This is a genomic window from Arenibacterium sp. CAU 1754 (assembly GCF_054482635.1).
In genome coordinates this window covers 851,811-871,108 of record NZ_JBTLRG010000002.1, presented here as the reverse complement: position 1 = coordinate 871,108, position 19,298 = coordinate 851,811, and the positions used below count along the sequence as shown (strand labels likewise).

17 protein-coding genes are annotated in these 19,298 nt (G+C 54.0%); 10 read left to right on the top strand and 7 right to left on the bottom strand.

The features are described 5' to 3' along the window. Window position 1: 1 nt before the first annotated feature. The 8 genes from ACXYMO_RS10985 to ACXYMO_RS10950 all read left to right on the top strand — a co-directional run bounded on the left by ACXYMO_RS10985 (window position 2) and on the right by ACXYMO_RS10950 (window position 6,034). On the top strand, window positions 2-997 hold the full coding sequence (locus ACXYMO_RS10985; RefSeq protein ID WP_458878736.1) for an ATPase, T2SS/T4P/T4SS family: 996 nt from the start codon (window positions 2-4) through the stop codon (window positions 995-997). Then, a complete protein-coding gene (locus tag ACXYMO_RS10980; RefSeq protein WP_458878735.1) occupies window positions 990-1,166 on the top strand; it encodes a DUF4177 domain-containing protein in 177 nt (58 codons plus the stop codon). The genes ACXYMO_RS10985 and ACXYMO_RS10980 overlap by 8 nt, the downstream gene beginning before the upstream one ends. Before the next feature lie 21 nt (window positions 1,167-1,187). Then, on the top strand, window positions 1,188-2,186 hold the full coding sequence (locus ACXYMO_RS10975; protein WP_458878734.1) for a TrbL/VirB6 family protein: 999 nt from the start codon (window positions 1,188-1,190) through the stop codon (window positions 2,184-2,186). Between the two features lie 158 nt (window positions 2,187-2,344). Beyond that, window positions 2,345-2,893, top strand: a complete 549-nt coding sequence (locus ACXYMO_RS10970) for a hypothetical protein (RefSeq protein ID WP_458878733.1) — start codon at window positions 2,345-2,347, stop codon at window positions 2,891-2,893. Between the two features lie 155 nt (window positions 2,894-3,048). Then, on the top strand, window positions 3,049-3,420 hold the full coding sequence (locus tag ACXYMO_RS10965) for a TIR domain-containing protein (RefSeq protein ID WP_458878732.1): 372 nt from the start codon (window positions 3,049-3,051) through the stop codon (window positions 3,418-3,420). Between the two features lie 48 nt (window positions 3,421-3,468). Continuing rightward, complete coding sequence (locus tag ACXYMO_RS10960; RefSeq protein WP_458878731.1) at window positions 3,469-3,975, top strand: TIR domain-containing protein; 507 nt, start codon at window positions 3,469-3,471, stop codon at window positions 3,973-3,975. Between the two features lie 77 nt (window positions 3,976-4,052). Beyond that, complete coding sequence (locus ACXYMO_RS10955) at window positions 4,053-5,486, top strand: SIR2 family protein (RefSeq protein ID WP_458878730.1); 1,434 nt, start codon at window positions 4,053-4,055, stop codon at window positions 5,484-5,486. A gap of 38 nt (window positions 5,487-5,524) precedes the next feature. Further along, window positions 5,525-6,034 (top strand): toll/interleukin-1 receptor domain-containing protein, encoded by a 510-nt coding sequence (locus tag ACXYMO_RS10950; protein WP_458878729.1) that lies wholly within the window; start codon window positions 5,525-5,527, stop codon window positions 6,032-6,034. 153 nt (window positions 6,035-6,187) lie between these two features. Here the strand turns inward: ACXYMO_RS10950 and ACXYMO_RS10945 are convergent, their stop codons facing one another. The 7 genes from ACXYMO_RS10945 to ACXYMO_RS10915 form a co-directional block, all read right to left on the bottom strand. Beyond that, complete coding sequence (locus tag ACXYMO_RS10945; protein WP_458878728.1) at window positions 6,188-8,080, bottom strand: type IV secretory system conjugative DNA transfer family protein; 1,893 nt, start codon at window positions 8,078-8,080, stop codon at window positions 6,188-6,190. Beyond that, the gene (locus tag ACXYMO_RS10940) at window positions 8,073-9,875 is read right to left on the bottom strand and encodes a relaxase/mobilization nuclease domain-containing protein (RefSeq protein ID WP_458878727.1); all 1,803 of its coding nucleotides are present in this window, start codon (window positions 9,873-9,875) and stop codon (window positions 8,073-8,075) included. The genes ACXYMO_RS10945 and ACXYMO_RS10940 overlap by 8 nt, the downstream gene beginning before the upstream one ends. Beyond that, a complete protein-coding gene (locus ACXYMO_RS10935; protein WP_458878726.1) occupies window positions 9,862-10,452 on the bottom strand; it encodes a hypothetical protein in 591 nt (196 codons plus the stop codon). The genes ACXYMO_RS10940 and ACXYMO_RS10935 overlap by 14 nt, the downstream gene beginning before the upstream one ends. Window positions 10,453-10,704: 252 nt before the next feature. After that, on the bottom strand, window positions 10,705-10,926 hold the full coding sequence (locus ACXYMO_RS10930; RefSeq protein ID WP_298565466.1) for a hypothetical protein: 222 nt from the start codon (window positions 10,924-10,926) through the stop codon (window positions 10,705-10,707). Further along, entirely contained in the window at window positions 10,927-11,331 is a 405-nt protein-coding gene (locus ACXYMO_RS10925; RefSeq protein ID WP_125133651.1) for a hypothetical protein, read from the bottom strand. A 157-nt stretch (window positions 11,332-11,488) separates the two neighbouring features. Next, window positions 11,489-11,692 carry a hypothetical protein gene (locus ACXYMO_RS10920; protein ID WP_458878725.1) on the bottom strand — a complete coding sequence of 68 codons (204 nt, stop codon included), beginning with the start codon at window positions 11,690-11,692 and terminating at the stop codon, window positions 11,489-11,491. Further along, window positions 11,689-12,567: an ArdC family protein gene (locus ACXYMO_RS10915; protein WP_458878724.1), complete on the bottom strand. Its 879-nt coding sequence runs from the start codon at window positions 12,565-12,567 to the stop codon at window positions 11,689-11,691. Before ACXYMO_RS10915 ends, ACXYMO_RS10920 begins: the two co-directional genes overlap by 4 nt. A gap of 569 nt (window positions 12,568-13,136) precedes the next feature. Between ACXYMO_RS10915 and ACXYMO_RS10910 the strand changes: the two genes are divergently transcribed. Both ACXYMO_RS10910 and ACXYMO_RS10905 read left to right on the top strand, forming a co-directional pair. Continuing rightward, entirely contained in the window at window positions 13,137-13,997 is an 861-nt protein-coding gene (locus ACXYMO_RS10910; RefSeq protein ID WP_458878723.1) for a WYL domain-containing protein, read from the top strand. Further along, window positions 13,942-19,296, top strand: a complete 5,355-nt coding sequence (locus ACXYMO_RS10905) for a DEAD/DEAH box helicase (RefSeq protein ID WP_458878722.1) — start codon at window positions 13,942-13,944, stop codon at window positions 19,294-19,296. The genes ACXYMO_RS10910 and ACXYMO_RS10905 overlap by 56 nt, the downstream gene beginning before the upstream one ends. Window positions 19,297-19,298 lie beyond the last annotated feature (2 nt).

Sequence of the window (19,298 nt, the reverse complement as noted above, 5' to 3'; positions counted from 1 at the left end):
TATGGCGGCCAGCTATCTGCAAAGTTCGATGGACAAGATTTCCGAGGCGCGTGATCCGAAGCTGATCGAGCTTTGCATCAACCCCGACGGCACACTGTGGGCAGAGTTTCAGGGTGATCACTTCATGCGATGCATCAATCGGCGGCTCTCGCAGAACGAGATCAAGGATTTAGGCAATCAGATTGCTTCGGCCGCAAACACCACGCTCAGCCGAACGAAACCCATTGTCTCGGTCAGCATCACCTACCGAAACCGCCCAATCCGCGCGCAAGTCATCCAGCCCCCCGCCGTTGATGGTGGCTTTGCGATTTCCCTGCGGTTCTTTGCGGATTTGCCGTTGGAGCAGATCAAGCTGTCCTACCTCTTCAGCAAAGAGCGCAGCAATCAAGGTGCTCGCCGCAAGCGCAATGCCGAGCTGCGCGATGTCGTGGCCACCGGCGACATCGACGCCGCGATCAAGTTTTGCGTCACCCACAAGCTCAACATGATCGTCTCCGGTGGCACCTCGACCGGCAAGACCGTCACGGCACGTAAAATCCTCTCCTTCGTGCCCGCCGACGAGCGCATCATTACGATCGAAGAGGCTGCTGAACTGCGACCGACGCAACCCAATGTCGTCACACTGATGTCTGACCGCGACGAGGCCACACGCAGCGCGGATGTCCTACTGACCTCTACCCTGCGCATGCGGCCGGACCGTATCGTCCTGGGCGAAGTACGCGGCAAAGAGGCCATGACCTTCCTGGAGGCGATCAACACCGGGCATGGTGGCTCTCTCACCACGCTGCACGCTGAAACGCCGCAGCTGGCGGTCCAGCGTCTCGCCATCGCCGCCCTGAAAACCGACGTGCCCATGACCTACCAGGACATGAACGACTACATCACCCGCTCGATCGATGTGATCATCCAGGCAGGTCGCCATGAAGGCGCACGCGGCATCACCGAATTCTACCTGCCGATTGACCCGGCCCATTCAAAGGAAACAGCCCATGTTTGAATACAAGATTGAACTGATCAACACCGCCAAGACAAAGCCGCCAAAGATCGAAGCGCAGCTGACCGCCCTTGGTCAGGATGGCTGGGAGCTGGTCTCCGTCGTGCCGGACTTTGACGGCGAGCACATCCTGAAGGCCTTCCTGAAACGCCGCACAGGCGAGAGCACCTAAAGCCAAACCGAGGAGGATCCGATGGGCGTCGTCACCTGGATGGTTGAGACAACCGACAACTTTCTGGACGACGCGGCCCAAACCACTTTTGGCAACGTCGCCGGTCAACTTGGCGGCGTCATTGCTATAGCCTCGACGCTCGCCGTGATCGGCGTCTTTCTCAACATGGTGTTTCAATACAAATCCATGGACGGGCGGACCGCGTTCTGGTTCGCGCTCAAACTCATGCTCATCTCGCTGTTTGCGATGAATTGGGTCCAGTTCAATGCCGTGGCCAGCGCGCTGATCAACGGGCTCGACCAGCTCGCGGGCGGCATGGTCGCAGGACTTGGCGGCGGCAGTGCAGGTGCATCCTACTTTGCAGAGGCCTTCGACGATCTCATCGAGGAATTTGGCGATTACCTAAACGCGGCGGGCGATAACATGCATTGGATGGCCGGAGCACTCATCGGCGCGATCGGCGCTTTCCTCCTTGGCGTCATCGGCGCGCTCTGCGGCCTTGTTCTGATTTTCGCGAAGATCATGCTGGCCTTCATGATCGGCATCGCCCCGATCATGATTGCGCTTTCGCTATTTGATGTCAGCAAGGACTATTTCCACCGCTGGCTGTCCAGCACGGTGTCATACGCGCTCTATCCTCTCGTGATCGCAGGCGTGTTTTCGACCGTCGTCGGCATGTCGCGCTCGCTGATGACCGAGCTCGGAGATCCCTCCGGCGCAAGCAACATCGGCGCACTAGTGCCTTTCTTCATGATGATGTTCCTCGCCGGAGGCATGATCATCGCCACCCCGCTGATCGTGCGCTCAATCTCAGGCAACTTCATGATGGCCGGACCGCCGAGCATTCCCGGCCCGGGCGGTTTCGCAAAAGGGGTGATGGGCACCAAAGGCTCGCGGGCGAGAGCACGGTTTGGGACCAGGTCGAATGCTGAGATCGCCGGGGCTGGGATACGACAAGCAGGTGGTGCGACTGTTTCGATGGTTCAGAAGGTGGCTGAACGGGCGAAGCGGTTGGAGTGAACGGCCCGGTCCAGAAGTTCGCGGGGCTAACAAGATGCTCCAGTTGTAGCCCGCATTCCGGACATCCAGCGAAAGCGCCAATTCTAAGGCTTGAGTAGTGTTCCGTTACAAGTTCGGATACTTGAAATTCCTGATCCATCAGATGAGAGGTTGGCAAAGTGATTGATGATGACGTGCTGAATTTCGCTCGTACTAACCTCGAGAACCGCGTGGCCGCTCTTAACAATGCGCGGTTCGGGGATGTAATCCAACGAGAGTTCTCATTTCAACAGATAAGAGCGGGGTTCGCACCTCGAGAGATTCGCGACTGGATCAGACCACTCCTCGGCCAAGACATCGGTTGTGCGGCCATCTACCGGCTCACCGTAAATGACCAGGCTGGCGCGAATGGGTTAAGACGGGCTTTTGAACAGTTCGAGCGACCAGAAGGGCTCGTGCTGACCCGAAACAACAATGTCGGTGACAGCAGAACTGTCTATGTTGGCAGTTCAAGAGATGTTGGGCCGAGACTTCATCAGCATTTGCACACCAGTGCCGACGGCACGTATGTGCTAAAGCTGCATCTCTGGTGTCCAGATGCAGAAAACAGCTTTAACGTAGAGGTCACTCCGGTTCGTGGAGCGGCGGACGCATCGCTTGTCCAAGACATTGAGGATAGCCTTTGGGCAAGGTCGCGCCCAATGTTTGGCAAGTTTGGCGCAAAGTAGGGACAGGCCCCAAGTTGATTTTAAACCAATAGCCACACTCGCTCCCGTGAGCGGGAGGAAATCTGATGGCGCGAAGGCCGCCATGGGTTGAAGCAACCCTTTTCAAACCCCACTTCAAGTTGTAAAAAACGCATTATGCCAATTGGGAGTAGCTCTTGAAAACACCTATTTTTATTAGTTTTGATTTCGACAACGACCGCAAGCTTAAGGACTTCATCATCCAACAGGCTCGTCGCGAGGATTCGCCTTTTCAGGTTGTTGACCATTCGCTCAAAGAAGCCGCTCCTGAGAGGAGTTGGGAGCAAAAGGCAGCCAGGGCAATTGCACGCGCCAAGGTGGTGCTTGTGATGGTCGGCCCCCAAACCCACCGAGCTCCAGGCGTATTGAAAGAGATAAGAATGGCTCGCGAGCAAGGCAAAAGGGTTGTACAAATCATCGGCTATCGCGATGGGCAATACACACCTGTCAAAGGAGCTGGCCAGCTTTATCGCTGGAATTGGGATAACTTGGCAAAGATCCTCAGTTGAATGCGACACTGTAGCTCGTAACACCGGCATTTGGAAAAGGGATACGATATGGCACGGCGTGTATTTTTTAGCTTTCACTTCAAGAACGACCATTCAAGAACCCAACAGGTGCGGAATATGAACTCACTGGATGGGAACAGCCTAGTGACGCCAAACAGGTGGGAAGAGATCAAGAAGACGGGCGATGCGGCGATCAAGAAATGGATCAACGACAATATGTCGGGGAAGTCGTGTCTTGTTGTTCTGATCGGAAGTGAAACAGCAACCAGGCCTTGGGTTAGGTATGAAATCCGCAAGGCTTGGGAAGACAAGAAGGGTGTTCTTGGCATCCAAATTCATGGGTTAAAGGACCTCGGAGGAAACACATCGCTTAAGGGCAACAGTCCCTTTGCTGATCTCAAGGTTTCTGAAGAAGGGAAACTCGTTACTCTCGGCACTGCTCCAACCCTGAAGAACCCGACAGGTAGCACGTCCAAAGAGATTTATGCTTCCATTCAAAATGGCATCGATGGCTGGATTGAGGAAGCGATCAAAAACCGAGCGAGCTACAAGTAAGTGCCAGGTCTGGCCCCTCATCTAGTTTTACTGCTTCTCGAAGAGAATGTTGGATTTCATCGAGAATAGGAGAAGACATGAAGCGTGAAGTTCTTCTGTTTGTTGAAAAGTTCGTCGAAGAAATCAGGGCCGAGAACGCCGCAGTTTTTCTTGGCGCGGGCGCGTCCAAAGCTGCGGGCCACGTAGATTGGGCCGAGTTGCTCGAGCCCTTAGCTAGAGAGCTAGAACTAGATGTTTCCAAGGAACCCGACCTAGTCGCTCTAGCTCAGTTCCACGTGAACGAGACGCGGAGTCGAGGGCAGATCAATCAAACAATTCTGGATGCGTTGGGTCGAAATCTTGAACCCACTGAAAACCACAGAATTCTAGCGGAGTTGGACATACCAGTTTACTGGACGACCAATTATGATCGATTAATCGAAGAGGCGTTGCGCGAGGCCGGAAAGGTCGCGGACGTTAAGCATACAGTCAAGCAGCTGGCAAATACGAGGTCTCGGCGTGATGCAATCGTCTACAAAATGCACGGTGATGTCGAGCATCCGGATGAGGCCATTTTAACAAAGGACAACTACGAGAAGTATTTCAGGACCCATGGTGCATTTGTTACGGCCCTATCTGGTCATCTAGTATCAAAGACATTCGTTTTCATAGGCTTCAGCTTCTCAGATCCCAATCTAGACTATGTCCTCTCTAGGGTTCGAGTGACATTCGAGGAGCATCAACGCCGCCATTTCGCCTTCTTCAAGAAACGCTCGAAAGCGGCAGATGAGACCGAAGAAGATTTCCGGATGGCGCAAACGCGTCAAAGACTAATGATAGAAGACCTTAAGCGCTTCAATGTGAATTCAATACTCGTAGATGAATATGACGAAATAACAGAAGCGCTGAGAGAGGTTGCACGACGCTTTCGAATGCGCACCGTTTTCGTGTCTTCAAGTGCAGCCAACTTCGATCCTTGGGGCGAGCAAGCAGTCACAGAATTCATGAGGAAGCTTGGCTCATTGTTAGTCGAGAATTCATTGCGGATTAGTACTGGGTTGGGGCTTGGAGTAGGCAACGCGCTTTTCACTGGAGCATTAGAAGAAGTGTATCGAAGTGTTGAGCGCCAAATCGATGACCACCTTTTGGTTAGGCCCTTTCCTCAATATGTGGACGACAAAACAGAGCGAGAGGCGCTTTGGCACAAATACCGCAGTGACTTCATTCCTTCGGCAGGTTCCGCTCTGTTCCTCTTTGGCAACAAAAAGGCGAGTGACGAGATTGTTCCTGCAAACGGAATGGTTTCCGAGTTTGAGATTGCGGCAGAGAACGGTCTTGTACTTCTACCGATTGGTGCCACTGGCTCAACGGCAGCAGACCTAGCTGCTCGGGTTCTTGCTGCTCCGGAGAAATATCCAAGTATACCACCTGACTTACTTCCGTTGATCGCAGAATTGAACAAACCGGTGGGTTCTTTGAATGAGTTACTTCAACCCTTAGTGGAATTAGTCCGGAAGTCCGGATCTACCTGAGTAGGCTCAAATGAGCATAAACGCATGAAGATTTTTTGATGCCAATTTCCATGAGCGACCTAAGGCTTGAAGCGCGAATGGCCGATCAACAGATTGCAAAATCGCTTTCGGAAGCCCGACGAAGTCGCATTACAACAGCATTTTTATGTCATGCACATAAGGATCGCGCGCTAGTTCAAGGTACAGTAAATTTGTTGCGTAAGGCTGGCTGGCGCGTGTATGTGGACTGGATGGACGGTTCGATGCCTAGCAAGCCGAACCGAGTGACAGCAGACAAGATCAAGAAGCGCATACGTGACCTCGACTACTTTCTTTTCTTGGCCACATCGAACTCAATGGATTCTCGATGGTGCCCATGGGAAATTGGGTATGCGGACCCTCACAAGTACCCTGAGAAGCTTTTCATTATCCCAACACGGGATGGCTATTCCACACATGGCAGCGAATATCTTGAACTCTATCACCGAATTGATATCCGAAGCGACGGATCTCTAGGCGCATTCGGTCCCGGGTCTTCCATTGGCACGGAGTTACGAAACCTTCGTTAGCACTCAAACTACGCGGCACGACGCCGATCTAGATGTGTAGGTTTCCAATCTGTGCGGCATGCAACGCTTGCGTTTGACAAGCTTAATGGCCGCTTTGACCTCCGAGAGGAGGCAGCCTTGCAACCGAGGCGAATACCGACCGCTTCCCGGCCTTCATTCTCGAGCCGCCTCCTCCATAAACTTCTCCACTCTGTGTGTTCCAGCCTTGTACTCGCCTAAACTAGGCTTGTCGTCTTTCCAATCACTTCGTTCTTCGCTGGTCAAATCATCGATCTCATCACGCCGTTTCCCACCACGTTCATAGGAATCACCGGCAGCTCCTCTTGACACTGCCAACGCACCAATCTTAGCCTCCAGCGCTTTGATCTGTCCCTGAAGCCCACGCATCTGGTCCTCAGATGAGGGAAAAGGCAAATCACCATTTTGCTTGTCGAAGATCTGTTTGAAGAACCGATCCTCATAGTATTTGATCCGCTTCGCCCGCACGGGCATTTGCGCGTCGACCACTAGAACGATGTCATCAAGATCCATGCGACGGGCCTCATCCTCCGGTAACAAAGCCGTCTCTTCCGTCCGTTCGGAAATACTGCGCCCGGCGAAGGGGTTGCGGCCGACCGATCGCGAGCGGGTCACGATACGCTTGGTGGTTTTACCGACGGCTTTGCTGAGCTCTTCGATGGTCTTCTCATCTGAGGGCGTGAGATAGAGCTTGATGCCCGCGTTGCCCTGCAAGGCGCGGCGGGCATTTTCTCCGTAGATTTCATCTAGCGCCGGGATGGTCTGGGTGACGATCGCGAGATTGGCGCGGTAAGATCGCAGAGTTTCGATACTGTCGAGCACGATCGGCATTTTGCCCAGGCGGTTGAACTCATCGAGCATAATCATGACCGGCCAAGGCTCGTCCTTTCCAGGTTCATGGTCCTGCAGTGATGCCAGCAAGTCTGAGAAAAAAAGGCGGATCAGCGGCGCGAGCGGTTTCACCATCAGCGGCTCGACCACCAGGTAGACCGAAAACGACTCCTTTCGGATGTCGCGAAAATCGAAGTCTGAGGTTGCTGTTGCACGGTCGATGGCAGGGTTCGACCATTGCTTAAGGCCCGAGGTCATCAAGAGCGAAAGGTAAGAGGTCAAGGTGTCGTTGTTGGTCGAGGCCATGCGCATGAAGATCAGCTTCGCGGCCGGATTGACCACCTCGTCTGCACGGCGGCGATATTCCCTCTGCTTGTCCCCGCCTGACGCTGTGATGCGGTAGATCTCGCCCAGGGTCGGCCGCTCGCGCTCGAACGCCAAAAGTCCTGCCGCCACAAACAGGTCAATGCCGCCATCGAGGAGCCCTTGGACCCGGTCGTTTTCAGCTTGCAGAAACAGCGAGGCCAGAAGCTGCAACTCCATCTGCTGGCGGTCGACATTCTCCAGCGCCGAAATGCGCAGCAAAGGATTGTAGCGGTGTGAGCGGCCATCCTTCCAGTCAGTGGGCGCGAACCGAAAGACCTTATCACCCTGCGAGACCCTATGGCGCGCCGTCGCCTCGAAGTTTTCGCCCTTCACGTCCAGCACCACGGCACTGCCCTGATAGGTCAAAAGGCTCGGGATCACGAAACCCGTCGTCTTGCCGCGTCCGGTCGGAGCCACGATTAGGGCATGGGGAAAGACCTTGGACATGACAAGTGGTTTGCGGCTCTTCGGTTTGCCCATTTTGCCGAGGACAAAGCCGTGGCCAGGCTTGCCGAAAAAGCCGTTCCGCTTCATCTCGGATATCTGCTGCCAGTGGGTTTCACCGAACTTGGTCAGCGCGTCGTTCATCAAGACGGCACTGAGCAAAACAACAGCACCGGTGCTGATCCCCAAGATCAAGTGAACGATCTGTATATCGGCCGGATGGGTCGTGCGAATCCCTCCATAGCTGCGCGCCAGCATCAGGAAATCGATATCCGCCCCGATACCGAGCCAGCGGAACGTCAGAAAGGCCGACGCCAGGACATAGCCCAAAGCCGCGCCAAGAAGAGCAAAGCTCATTACGCCGAGTGCGATCCGCGCCTTACCCATGCGTCACGCCCTTTTCGCCATCGGCATCGACGTGCCGCTCGCGTTGAACATCAATTTCTTCATTGGCGATCTCGTCGAGGACGTGCTCCATTGCCACACTGTTCGCCAGTGCGGCGTCACTCTGGAGATAGGCCTTGGCCGCATAGAGCCGGTCCAGCCGATCGCTCATATGTTCTTCCAGCGTGGTCTCATCACCAATCGCCAAGTCAGGGGCGTACTCTTCACCAACCAGTTCCTCCAGCTCGGCACGCAAGGTCTCGCGCTCTAGGTCACTGCGGAAAGGATCTTCGGTCGGATAATCCCTCAAACGGCTTAGGACATCAGCCGTGGTCGGCGGCAACCCGTCGACTATGGCTTCCTGCCGGTCGGTCTCCACCGTCCCGCTGTCTTTGAGAACCTCAGCATCGGCCAACAAACGACCCAGATCACTGTGGACCTGGTCGAGACGGTCGATCGCCTTCTCCAGCTGATCGGCGCGTGACAGGTCAAAGCCTTTATTCTCGGCAATCGCCTTCAAATCCCGGCCAAGCCATTGCCGCTCCAGTGCGGCATTACCAGCGCCTATTTCGACGCGACGCGTAACATCCTGTGCGTCAATGCCGGTGCCTTTCAAAGCCTCTTGAAGGCGTTCGGCGAGCGCTGAATCCTTCAAGGCACTTTGGGCCTCTGCCTGAATGTTCGCAGCCGAATAAATCCCACTCCTGGACGCGTCTTCGAGCAAGGTGTGGGACTGCGTTCCCATTGGGCTGAGATGCGACAAAGAGCGATAGATGTCGTTTAGCTCATGCTCTAGCGCCGCACGTCGCTCTACCGGGGCGTCCGCTACAATGCGTTCGGCCTGATTGATCTTGTCGTGAAAGGCATCCACGATCTCATCAAACGAATGCTGTTCTTCGGCCATGCCATATACCCTTCCATCTGCTTCAATTGGATTGCCCTGCGCCAAGAGCGTCGCGGCCTTATCCAAGGCAGCTGCAATGTCGTGCTGGTTCTCGCGCGAGGCTTCGGCCGCAAGGCTGCGATAGAGCTGCGCGTTCTGCGCCACCTCCGCCAAGGCACGGTCAAGCTCTGGCGCTACGCGCTCGGTTAGCTTCTCGCCCTTGGCTTCTGCGCGGCGCTGTTCTACATCGCCTGGCCTCTTCGTCGTGATGCCACGCTCGAGCTTTCGCGTCGCCTCAAGCCGCAGCCCAAAGCGGTCCGACACCTCCACCATCGCCTCGCGAAAACTGTCGTAGTTGAAATGGTGCCCCTCCTTCAGAAAGAAGAACTCCCCATCCTTGCTGCGCCGGTTCAGAACGATGTGGGCGTGCGGGTGATCCCGGTCCTCATGCACGGCGGCGATGTAGTCAAAGTGGCTGCCTTTGCCCTGAAAGAACCGCTCGCAAATCTCGCGCGTGATCTCGGCGACATCCTCGCCGCGCGTGCCAATCGGGAAGGCCATCAAGAGGTGCGAGGTATGCCCGAGCTTTGGGTGAAACCCCTCATTCCACTGCGCTGAAAACCGGCGCGTGACCTGCTCGATCTCTTTGGCCGAAAGGACGCTTTGGCCGTCATATGTGCCACGGCTATCGATGATAAAGCTCGACTTGGTGGTCAGGTATTCCAGCTGGTTGCGCAGCAGTGTTTTGTTGTGTGTGCCGCCATCGCGAATGGCTTTGAAGATCGCGGGCGAATGCCCCATGGCCGCGCGCGCCATCTGCTTGGCACGGGCACGCGGGACGTTGCCGCGAATGCGGCTCCAATCGCGATCAAAGAAGGCCTCCTGCGCGGCGGCAACGGCGCTATTCCGGGCCATCGGCAAAGCCCCCCAGAACGCGGGCAACTTCGCCAGACAGCGCGCTGCGGCGGCGCTGCGCCATGTCTTGGACTTGGTCAGCGATGTCGAAGATCAGCCCGGCCAAGGCGCGCACCTGACCATGGGCAGAATTGCCATAAGGCGGCGTCTTACCCTGCCGCTTTGCTTCGTTCAGGCGCTGTGCAATCTGGTTGATATTGTTGCCAGTGCGATTGAGCGAGGCCGACAAGCCCTGCATCTGGTTGGACAGTTCATCGTCGGGAACGAAGAGATCACTCGACGCATGGATCAACCGCCGCAACCCCTCCGCGCGGCTGGCGATATCATGCCGCGTCAAGACCGCATCAAAGCTCGCCAACTCCTTGGGCGTGAGCCGGACATTCACCAACTCGGAGCGTACGCGTGCATCAAGCTTGCGGCTTTGATCGGCCTTCAACGTGTAGAAGATGCTACGGGTCGTGACGCCGAATTCACGGGCCAGATCCTCGATCGCCACCCCTTCGGCACGCTTGCGCACGATGGCAAAACGCTGGTTTTGCGTCAGTCGCTTGTGCCGTGGTGCGCGCGGTCGGCCCATGTGAAGTAATCACCCCTATTTCTTGCCAGCATCATACAGGCAGCTCTGTTATGGCATTTCACCATAATTGATTCAATATTATAATATTGCATCAACTGCCTGTATTCCGTTTGGAGCAGCCCTACGCTGCGACCGCCGGGCAAAGCCCGGCCACATTCGCAATCACGTTTGCTTACCGAGCCAAATCAAAAAAGCCGCCAAGACTGGCGGCTCATTCCTTTTCATTCTGCAGAGTTATGTGGTGCGTTGCCTTTAGCCGCGATCAGCTAATCTGCTGGCAACTGCCTGTTTGGCTCGACCAATTGCCCACAGAACCAACCAGATCGCAGATAACAGGGCAAAAGTTAAGACCATGCCAACAAAGGATTCCATTTCATTCGCCCCGTAGCCGTCGGGCCCGGAACTAATCAAACCGTAGAACTTGAAGCCTATTGCCAATAGGGCTGCGATCCAAAGCCACTTGATTGTTTTCATTTACTTCAGCTCTCTCAAGCCATCGTAGATGTCAAAAAACTCTTCAAGAAGCTCTCGGAGTTCGTTCGTGAAGTCTTCATCTGAAACGCCCTCATCTTGCGAAAACTGGAACAGCTGGACATAGTTCCTTCCCTTTCGATCACGCTCGATTCCGTCAAAACCATCGATCTTTCTGACGGCCAGATCATGCGCAGCTTGAAGAAGGATATCGGGATGTTTGCAAGCCTCAAGTCCGAGGTCATTTTCGCCTGCCGTTGCAGTCATTACACGGTAGTCCGTGCCATCTCCGGCCAAACGTAAAAAAGCTTCCCCTGCTCGAGATACAACAAGCTCTTGCTCCCAATCTCGGTCAAGTTCTCTGCTGAGTTGCCGTGTTTCATGAATTTCAAACTGTGAATTTTCCAATTTCCCACATTCCGCCCAAGATAAATTCTTCAAACCTCAATTGTTTGAGCAATATTGCTCGACCAACCAACTGGTTTGAACCCAAAGATGCGCTTTCATCTCAAGAGTTAATGAACGCCGTTGCCCGCGTCCACTGCTGCTTTGATGTCTTCCAAGGTCATCGCAACGCCTCTTCAAGGATTGCGAGAGCCCCAAGACAATCGTCGATATAGGGTTGCTCCTCGCCGTCCAGGTCGTTCATCTCCAGCCGGTTCAAGACCGCGTAGAGCGTGGCGCGCGCTTCACGGGCCGCGCTTCGCAAGTTGACAGTGTCTTCCAGACGTGCAGTCGAAAAATCATCGCTGTGATAGTCTGGGATCATGCTGCCACCTCCTTGCTCTGACCTGCCGCTGCTAGGACAAAATCGGCGGCCTTCTGCGCCTCGGACGCCGCGCGGAAAATCGCCCGTTTGTCTTCTTTGAGCGCTTTCAACCACCCTTCAACATAGGCGGCGCTTTGACCGAATTCCGGCGCGACAGCAATCTGAGCACCAAGGAAGCAAGCGCCAATTTCCGCCACCAGCTCTTCAAAGGCATAGGCTTCGCGGTTCGCAAATTTCTTGATCCGCTCAAGCCGCTTTTCACTGCCGGTCCAATGGATAAGCTCATGGGCCAACGTCCCATAATAGCCTGCTGCATCGTGAAACGTGGTAATCGGCGGCATGTGAATGTGGTCTTTGGCGGGGCTGTAGTAGGCGCGCGGGTCGTCGCTGGTGAGGATCTCTGCCCCTGTCCGGCTGAAAAACGCCTCAAGCCCAGGATCTTCGGCCGTGCCAAGATCGCGCGGGGCCTCGGGCCGGATGTAGTCCTCCTCCGGCAAACCTTCGATCTGATCGGCATTGAACACGCGATAGGCTCGCGCGTAAGGCAATTCTTCCTCAATGCCCTGCTCGTTCTCTCGGGTGAACGTCCCGTATTTGACCACGGTCGACGACGTTTCACCTTTGCGGACTTGGCCGCCCAGCTCTTGGGCCTGCTTGTAGGTCATCCAGTGGCTGGACACATAGCCATGCTTGACCGCCATGACCCAGAGCATCAGGATATTAATCCCGCGATACTCCTCGCCGTTGTGGCGTGTCGGTAAGGCAATGCCGGACGCGCTCCCAGTCCACGGCTTGCGCCATGGCGGCGTGCCTGCCTCGATCTCTGCAATAATGGTTTCGGTGACATGGGCATAAACATCAAACTTCGGTGCCATTTGTGGCCTCCTTGATCAAAGTGACGCGGGTGAGGCTTTGCGCCCCCTTCCGCCGATGGGCTGCGCCTCGGCCACCTGATCTGACCGAATACGCATGTATTCGGCGGAACAGAGTGGGAGAGGGCAAAGCCCGACCCACGGCCCTGAACCGGGCTGTCAATCGGCCACATTTGCGAAGAAAATGTCTGCGCCAAAATCAGACGCCAATTTGCCCCGCGAGGAATGGCTCGCGCACGAGACAGGGGAAATTGGTGTCTGATTTTGGGGATGGACTAAGGTTGACCTCCACGGTCGGGGATGTTGGGCGGACCCCAAAAAGGAATGATGTCTGGATCGGGGTGAGCGGGCCAACAGCCCGTTGAGCCCCGGTGCAGTCTATTGGGAGATGTTGCCCGCGCGTTTAAGCGCGGGTTCTTCTGAAACCATGCGATACTTCCCAGGTCGCGCGCGATACAAGACCAAAGCAATCCCTCAACCCGCTGACAGAATTACAAGATATCGCAGACAGTCCGCTGAGTATATGGTTCTTAAATGTAGACCCATTCTCTAGGTTGAATTAGACTTAAGCTATGACAAGCGAATCGAATAGTCTTTCACGATGGCAGCAGGATCGCCGTGCATTCATTGAGCACAGGGTCTTTTGGCGTGGACGTGTCGGCCTTGCGGATCTGATGGATGTTATGGGCCTCAGTCGGGCTCAAGCTTCGAAAGACCTCAATAGCTACATCAATGATCATCCCGAACACATCATCTATGATAAAACGGCCAAGACCTACATTCTGGGCCCGAAGTTCGAAGAACACTACACTGCGCTTGATCCGTCAGAGTATCTTGACGACCTCCTGTCGATCTCACGGGGCGGTTCAGTCCCCGCTGCAGACTGGATTGTCTACCAACCGGACATTCTGGCAACCACTGTGCCTGGGCGCGGACTAAGCGCGCTAACACTTCGCAACGTCTTATTGGCCTGTGAACAGCGCAAAGAGCTGCAGATAAGCTATCAGTCCATGTCCTCCCCCGATCCAGAAAATCGCGTTATCATCCCTCATGCCCTCGCACATGATGGATTTCGTTGGCATGCGAGAGCGCTTTGCTCAAACGACCAAGTTTTCAAAGACTTTGTTCTCGGACGCATACTGAAGAGCGCATTGGGGGAACAATCCGATGTCGACGGCAGTACAGATGAAGACTGGAACCAAACAATAACGCTCAAAATCGCACCGCACCCTGGCCTATCCGAAAACCAACGGAGAATAGTTGAACTCGACTACGCAATGCAGAACGGGATAGCAGAAATACAAGTGCGAAGATGCCTTCTATTTTACAACCTGAAGCGGCTAGGCTTGGACGTGGATCCGAGTTCAAGATCCCCCAATGAGCAGCAAATTATTCTCCAAAACAGAGATTCACTGGCGAGAGCGGAAGTATAGGAATATGGACGTATTCAATCTCGATCGATTTGTTATCGATCAATACAAAGCATTTTCAAGGTCCTTTACGAAAATCAGGTCACCAGAAATTTCTTCGAAGGTTGACGCTTTGTATGACGACAATCGATTTTGGCCCGAACCGCTTTTGCAGATCAATCCACATTATGCATCAGGCGGGTCTATCCGTGATTTCATCAAAGGAGGTATGCTTGAGCCAGAATGCTCTGACGTGTTCCACGACAAGTGGGGCCCAGCGGATCAGGCTGATCCAAGCCTAAAGCTTCGCAAGCACCAAGAACAAGCTATCAGCTTCGCAAAAGAACGCCAAAGCTACGTCGTCACAACCGGCACAGGATCTGGCAAGTCTCTGTGTTTCTTCATTCCAATCATAGACGCCGCCATTCGCGCCAAGAAAGCGGGTGGAGGCGCGAAAACACGTGCTATTGTCATCTATCCGATGAACGCATTGGCGAATAGCCAAGCAAAAGAACTCGAAGGTTACCTAGGTTCCGCAACTGGTGGTCTTGTCACCTATGCCCGTTACACGGGGCAAGAAAGCAACGAAGACCGAGAACTCATCAAGGCGAATCCGCCAGATATTCTCCTCACCAACTTCATGATGCTTGAGCTTCTGATGACACGTCAAAGTGACTTGGATCGTAAGGTTTTGCAGAACTGTGAAGGCTTGCAGTTCATCGTTCTAGACGAACTTCATACTTACCGGGGAAGGCAGGGTGCAGACGTTGCCATGCTCATGCGTCGCCTACGTTCTCGCATCGGTGACCCCAAGAACCCTCCCCTGTGCATTGGCACTTCGGCAACCATGGCGTCAGAGGGTGCCCAACACGAAAAGAACGAAGCTGTCGCACGCATTGCCAGTCAGATTTTTGGAGCTGATATCGGGCCAGATGCCGTTGTGACAGAAACCCTCAAACGAGTGACAAACCCTGTAAAAATTAGGGGTAAAGGCTTAACTGGACTTTCCGATGCAGTTCTCGCTGCCTCCAAGGGTAATGTTGCCCTAGGTCGCAAGAATTCTGATTTCTTCGATGATCCTCTGGCTATCTGGGTTGAGACCCGGATTGGGCTCAAAAATGTTGAAACCAAGCCTGAAAGAGCAAAGCCAATCTCACTGGAAGAAGCGGCTAAGACCCTTTCCGCTGATTGTGGACTGGATGTAGAACTCTGCGCTCAAGCCCTTCGTGAAGCACTCATCGGATATTCTGTACCGGAAAAAGACCGAGTTGAGGGTAGTAAGGAATACTCCCCACTTTTTGCGTTTAAACTACACCAGTTCGTAGCGGGTGCAGGCAGGCTCTATATGACCCTGCGCCCTGAGGGTGAGCGGGATGTGACCTTCAGCGGGCAGCTCTTCAACCCGAATAATGACGCTGAACGTTTCTACCCCACCCATTTCTGCCGGAACTGCGGCCAAGAGTTCCATCCGGTAACACTTCGCAGCCATGACGGTACGGATGTCTTCGAGAAGCGAGAAATCGACGATATCCCTGTAGAAGGCGATGAAGATGATGATGGGGCAGATTGGGGTTTCCTAATGCCTGAACCCACAAGTTCAGACTTCAGTTTTTCCGGAAAAGACGAGGACTACCCAGACGCATGGCTTGATGAGAAGCCAAATGGCGAAAAGCGCCTGAAAGCCACCTATCGCAAGAAGCGGGCACAACAGTTTTCTGTTCTGCCAGACGGGACCGCTCATTCCGGATCACGGCAAGCTTGGTTCCTGCCTGGAAAATATCGTTTCTGCCCCTCCTGTCGGGATGTCAGCACCTCTACAGCACGAGACATCAACAAACTGGCATCCCTGAGTGCCGAGAGCAGAAGCTCTGCCACGACCATCTTGCTGTCTACCGTGTTGCGCTGGATGAATTCGCCAGAGTCCACGATTGACGATTACTCGCGCAAGCTACTCGCATTCACGGACAATCGCCAGGATGCTGCCCTACAGGCAGGTCACTTCAACGATTTCGTGTTTGTCACTATGCTTAGGGGGGCGATCATTAGCGCGCTGCGTTCAGCGCCAGATGGCTCGCTCGATGAAGCAAATATTGGTCAAGAGGTCCAAAAAGCGCTCGGTTTCCTTGCTTCACCAGATTATGCCCAACGTTCGCCCGAATGGCTACTGAACACCGGAGTTAAGGGTGAACGTCGCAACGAGGCTGAAGCCATCTTGCGGCAGAACCTACAGCATCTTTTCTGGATCGATCAGCGTAGAGGTTGGCGCTACACGAACCCTAACCTTGAACAGCTTGGGCTGCTCTCAGCACGTTACAAATATCTGGATGATATTTCAGCTGATGCTGATGAATTCCGAAGCTCGCCCATCCTCAATAATGCCAGCACAGAGGAACGTAGAGAGGCTCTCAAGGCACTTTACGACCATATGCGCAAAGGTCTTGCTGTTGATTGTGCCGCTCTCAACAGACTTAAGCTCGAAGAACTGGTCGGCAAAAACCACAACCTCATCAAGTCACCGTGGAACGTCGATGATGACCGCATGGTGACCTCCACAATCTTCATGACCGAGCCGCCGAAGAGAAAGGAAATGAAGAATAAGGATGAAGACCGGCTCCTTCGTGGAAGTCCTACCAGCGCCCTCGGACGCAAGATGCGGGACCTGATTTTTTCTGGGCGTCGCATCGAGTTGAAAGAGGTTCCTGAAGTTCTTGAAGGGCTGCTGAAAGCATCTGAGAACTATGGCTCGGTCATCAAAGAAGCTGGCCCATTCGGGATGGGTTGGCGGCTCGCTGGGTCTACCGTCCGCTTTGCTCTCAATGAAACGCTTACTGATGCCGAACTGACAAATACCTACTTTGTCGGCGTTTATCAGATGGTCTCTGAAATGCTCGACCGAGGTGGACAGACTCTCTTCGGTTTTGAGGGGCGCGAGCACACCGCCCAAGTCGAAGGAGACCTTAGAGAGTTGCGGGAGATGCGCTTCCGCTACGGAAAGGAAGACCAGAAAGCCCTCCTGGAGGCAGAGGAAAGCCTGAAAAACTTCAAGGAAGACAGTCGGTTTCTTCCGACGCTTTTCTGCTCCCCAACAATGGAACTTGGCGTCGATATTTCCGCCATGAATGTGGTCTATCTACGCAATGCTCCCCCTACAGCCGCCAACTACGCACAACGCAGTGGTCGTGCTGGCCGTAGTGGACAGGCTGCGTTGATCTTGACCTATTGCGCCGCTCAAAGTCCGCACGATCAGTATTTCTTCGACCGAAAGACCGATCTTGTTGATGGCGTTGTGGTCCCACCCTCCATCGATCTCAAAAACCGTGACTTGGTTGAAAGCCATCTCAACGCTGAGTGGCTTGCCTCACTGGGTATGGAGCTGAAGGATGACAACATCGAGTTGGACAAGAACATCAAGGCTAACCTTGACCTCTCTGACCCAGAAAAAGCACTCCTGCCAGAAATCCGGGATGTGGCTGCTGCCCCACACACCGCTGACCGTGCAAAACCACTTATCACAGCTGTTTTGATAGCTCTGGAAAAAGACTACGGGGGCGACAACCCACGCTGGTTCAAGTCTAAGGAGTTTGTCACCGCGGATATCGTCTCGAAGGCTCCCAATCGCTTCAATGATACCTTCGACCGCTGGCGAGATCTCTTGAAGGCTGCTGAGCGTTCTATCGATTTGGCTGAGCGAACCCTGAAAGATTACACGATTTCCCCCCCAGAGCGGAAAGCTGCAGAAGATCGCCGCCGCATGGGCGAGTTCCAGCGGTCTATCCTTTTGTCTAACCAGTCGAACAGGGATAATGACTTCTACATCTACAGGTATCTGGCGACAGAAGGTTTCCTTCCCGGATATAACTTCCCACGCTTACCTTTGATGGCTTACGTGCAGGGCGGAAATGATGGCAAGAACCAGCGTTACATCCAGCGTGCCAGGTTCCTTGCGATTTCAGAATTCGGACCTCAAAGCCTCGTTTATCATGAGGGACGTGCCTTCCGTGTTGACCGCGCCCTTCTCAAGGAGGCTGGTGACCGAGATGATGGCTATCTGAGCACCAAATCACGTGCCCTCTGCCCCTCCTGTGGAGCAAGCCATGATGGTGAGCATCCGGAACGTTGCCATGTGTGTAACACAGCACTCAGTAAATCTGTTCCGCTGACCAATCTCTACCGTATTGAGAATGTTGGCACACGCCCCGCTGAACGGATCACATCAAATGACGAAGAGCGTAAGCGTCAAGGCTTTGAGATTCAGACGACATTCGCTTTTGATGCGTCCAGCTACACGGCTTCGATGAAAGTCAGAGATGATGATGGCGACATCATCCAAATCGACTACGCTCAAGCTGCCTATATCAGCCGGATCAATAAAGGCTTGCGGCGTCGAGCCGACAAGTCAGAGATTGGCTTCTATATCAACCCAAAAACTGGCGTATGGGTCGGCAAACCCAAAGATGATGGCAGTGAAGAAGAACGCCCAGATCAACTCAAACAGCTCATCGTGCCGACGGTAGAAGACCGTAAGAATGCACTTCTCATCAGGTTTGATGATGAGTGGCTCTCCGATCTTGGGAAGGAAGCTGATAAGACACTCACCACACTTCAGCATGCATTGGCTCGTGGTATCGAAGCTGTATTCCAGCTTGAAGAAGGCGAGATCCTCGTAGAGCCAACGCCTTCCCGTTCAGAACGCCGTGCGCTTTTGTTTTATGAAGCCGCCGAAGGTGGTGCTGGGGCTCTCGGACAGATGGTGTCTGAAAAAGACAGCATCGCACTTGTTGCTCGAAAAGCACTCGAAATCATGCATTTTGAGCCTTCATCCTTCAGCACGCCACATAGTGATCCTGAAAAGCTTGTTCAGAAGACTGGTGTGGACTGCGTGGCTGGCTGTTACCGATGTGTACTTTCCTATTTTAACCAACCTGACCACGAGCATATCGAGCGACGTGATGAGGAAATGCAGAGGATGCTGCTGAGACTAGCCTACAGCACGACCTCTGCACCGGAAGAAACCAGAAAAGACCCTGCACCAGTGACAGCTGCAAACGGGGCAGGATCAGTATCATCCCCCGCTCATTCACCTGGAGCAGATGTTGATGCAGGAGAACTGCCGCCTCCTGAGCCAAATCCTTTGGTAATCGCAGGTGCCGAGATCCCACTTTTCTGGCGAAAGAAACGCATTGTTGCGGTTGAGGACGAGCGGGTGACCGAGGAATTGCGCTCGGCTTTGGATGCAAAGGGCGTAAGGCTTTTTATTATTCCCACATCACCTGACCATAAAAAACAGGTCTTCAACGACCTGAAAGTCGCTTTGAAGGAGTAAAC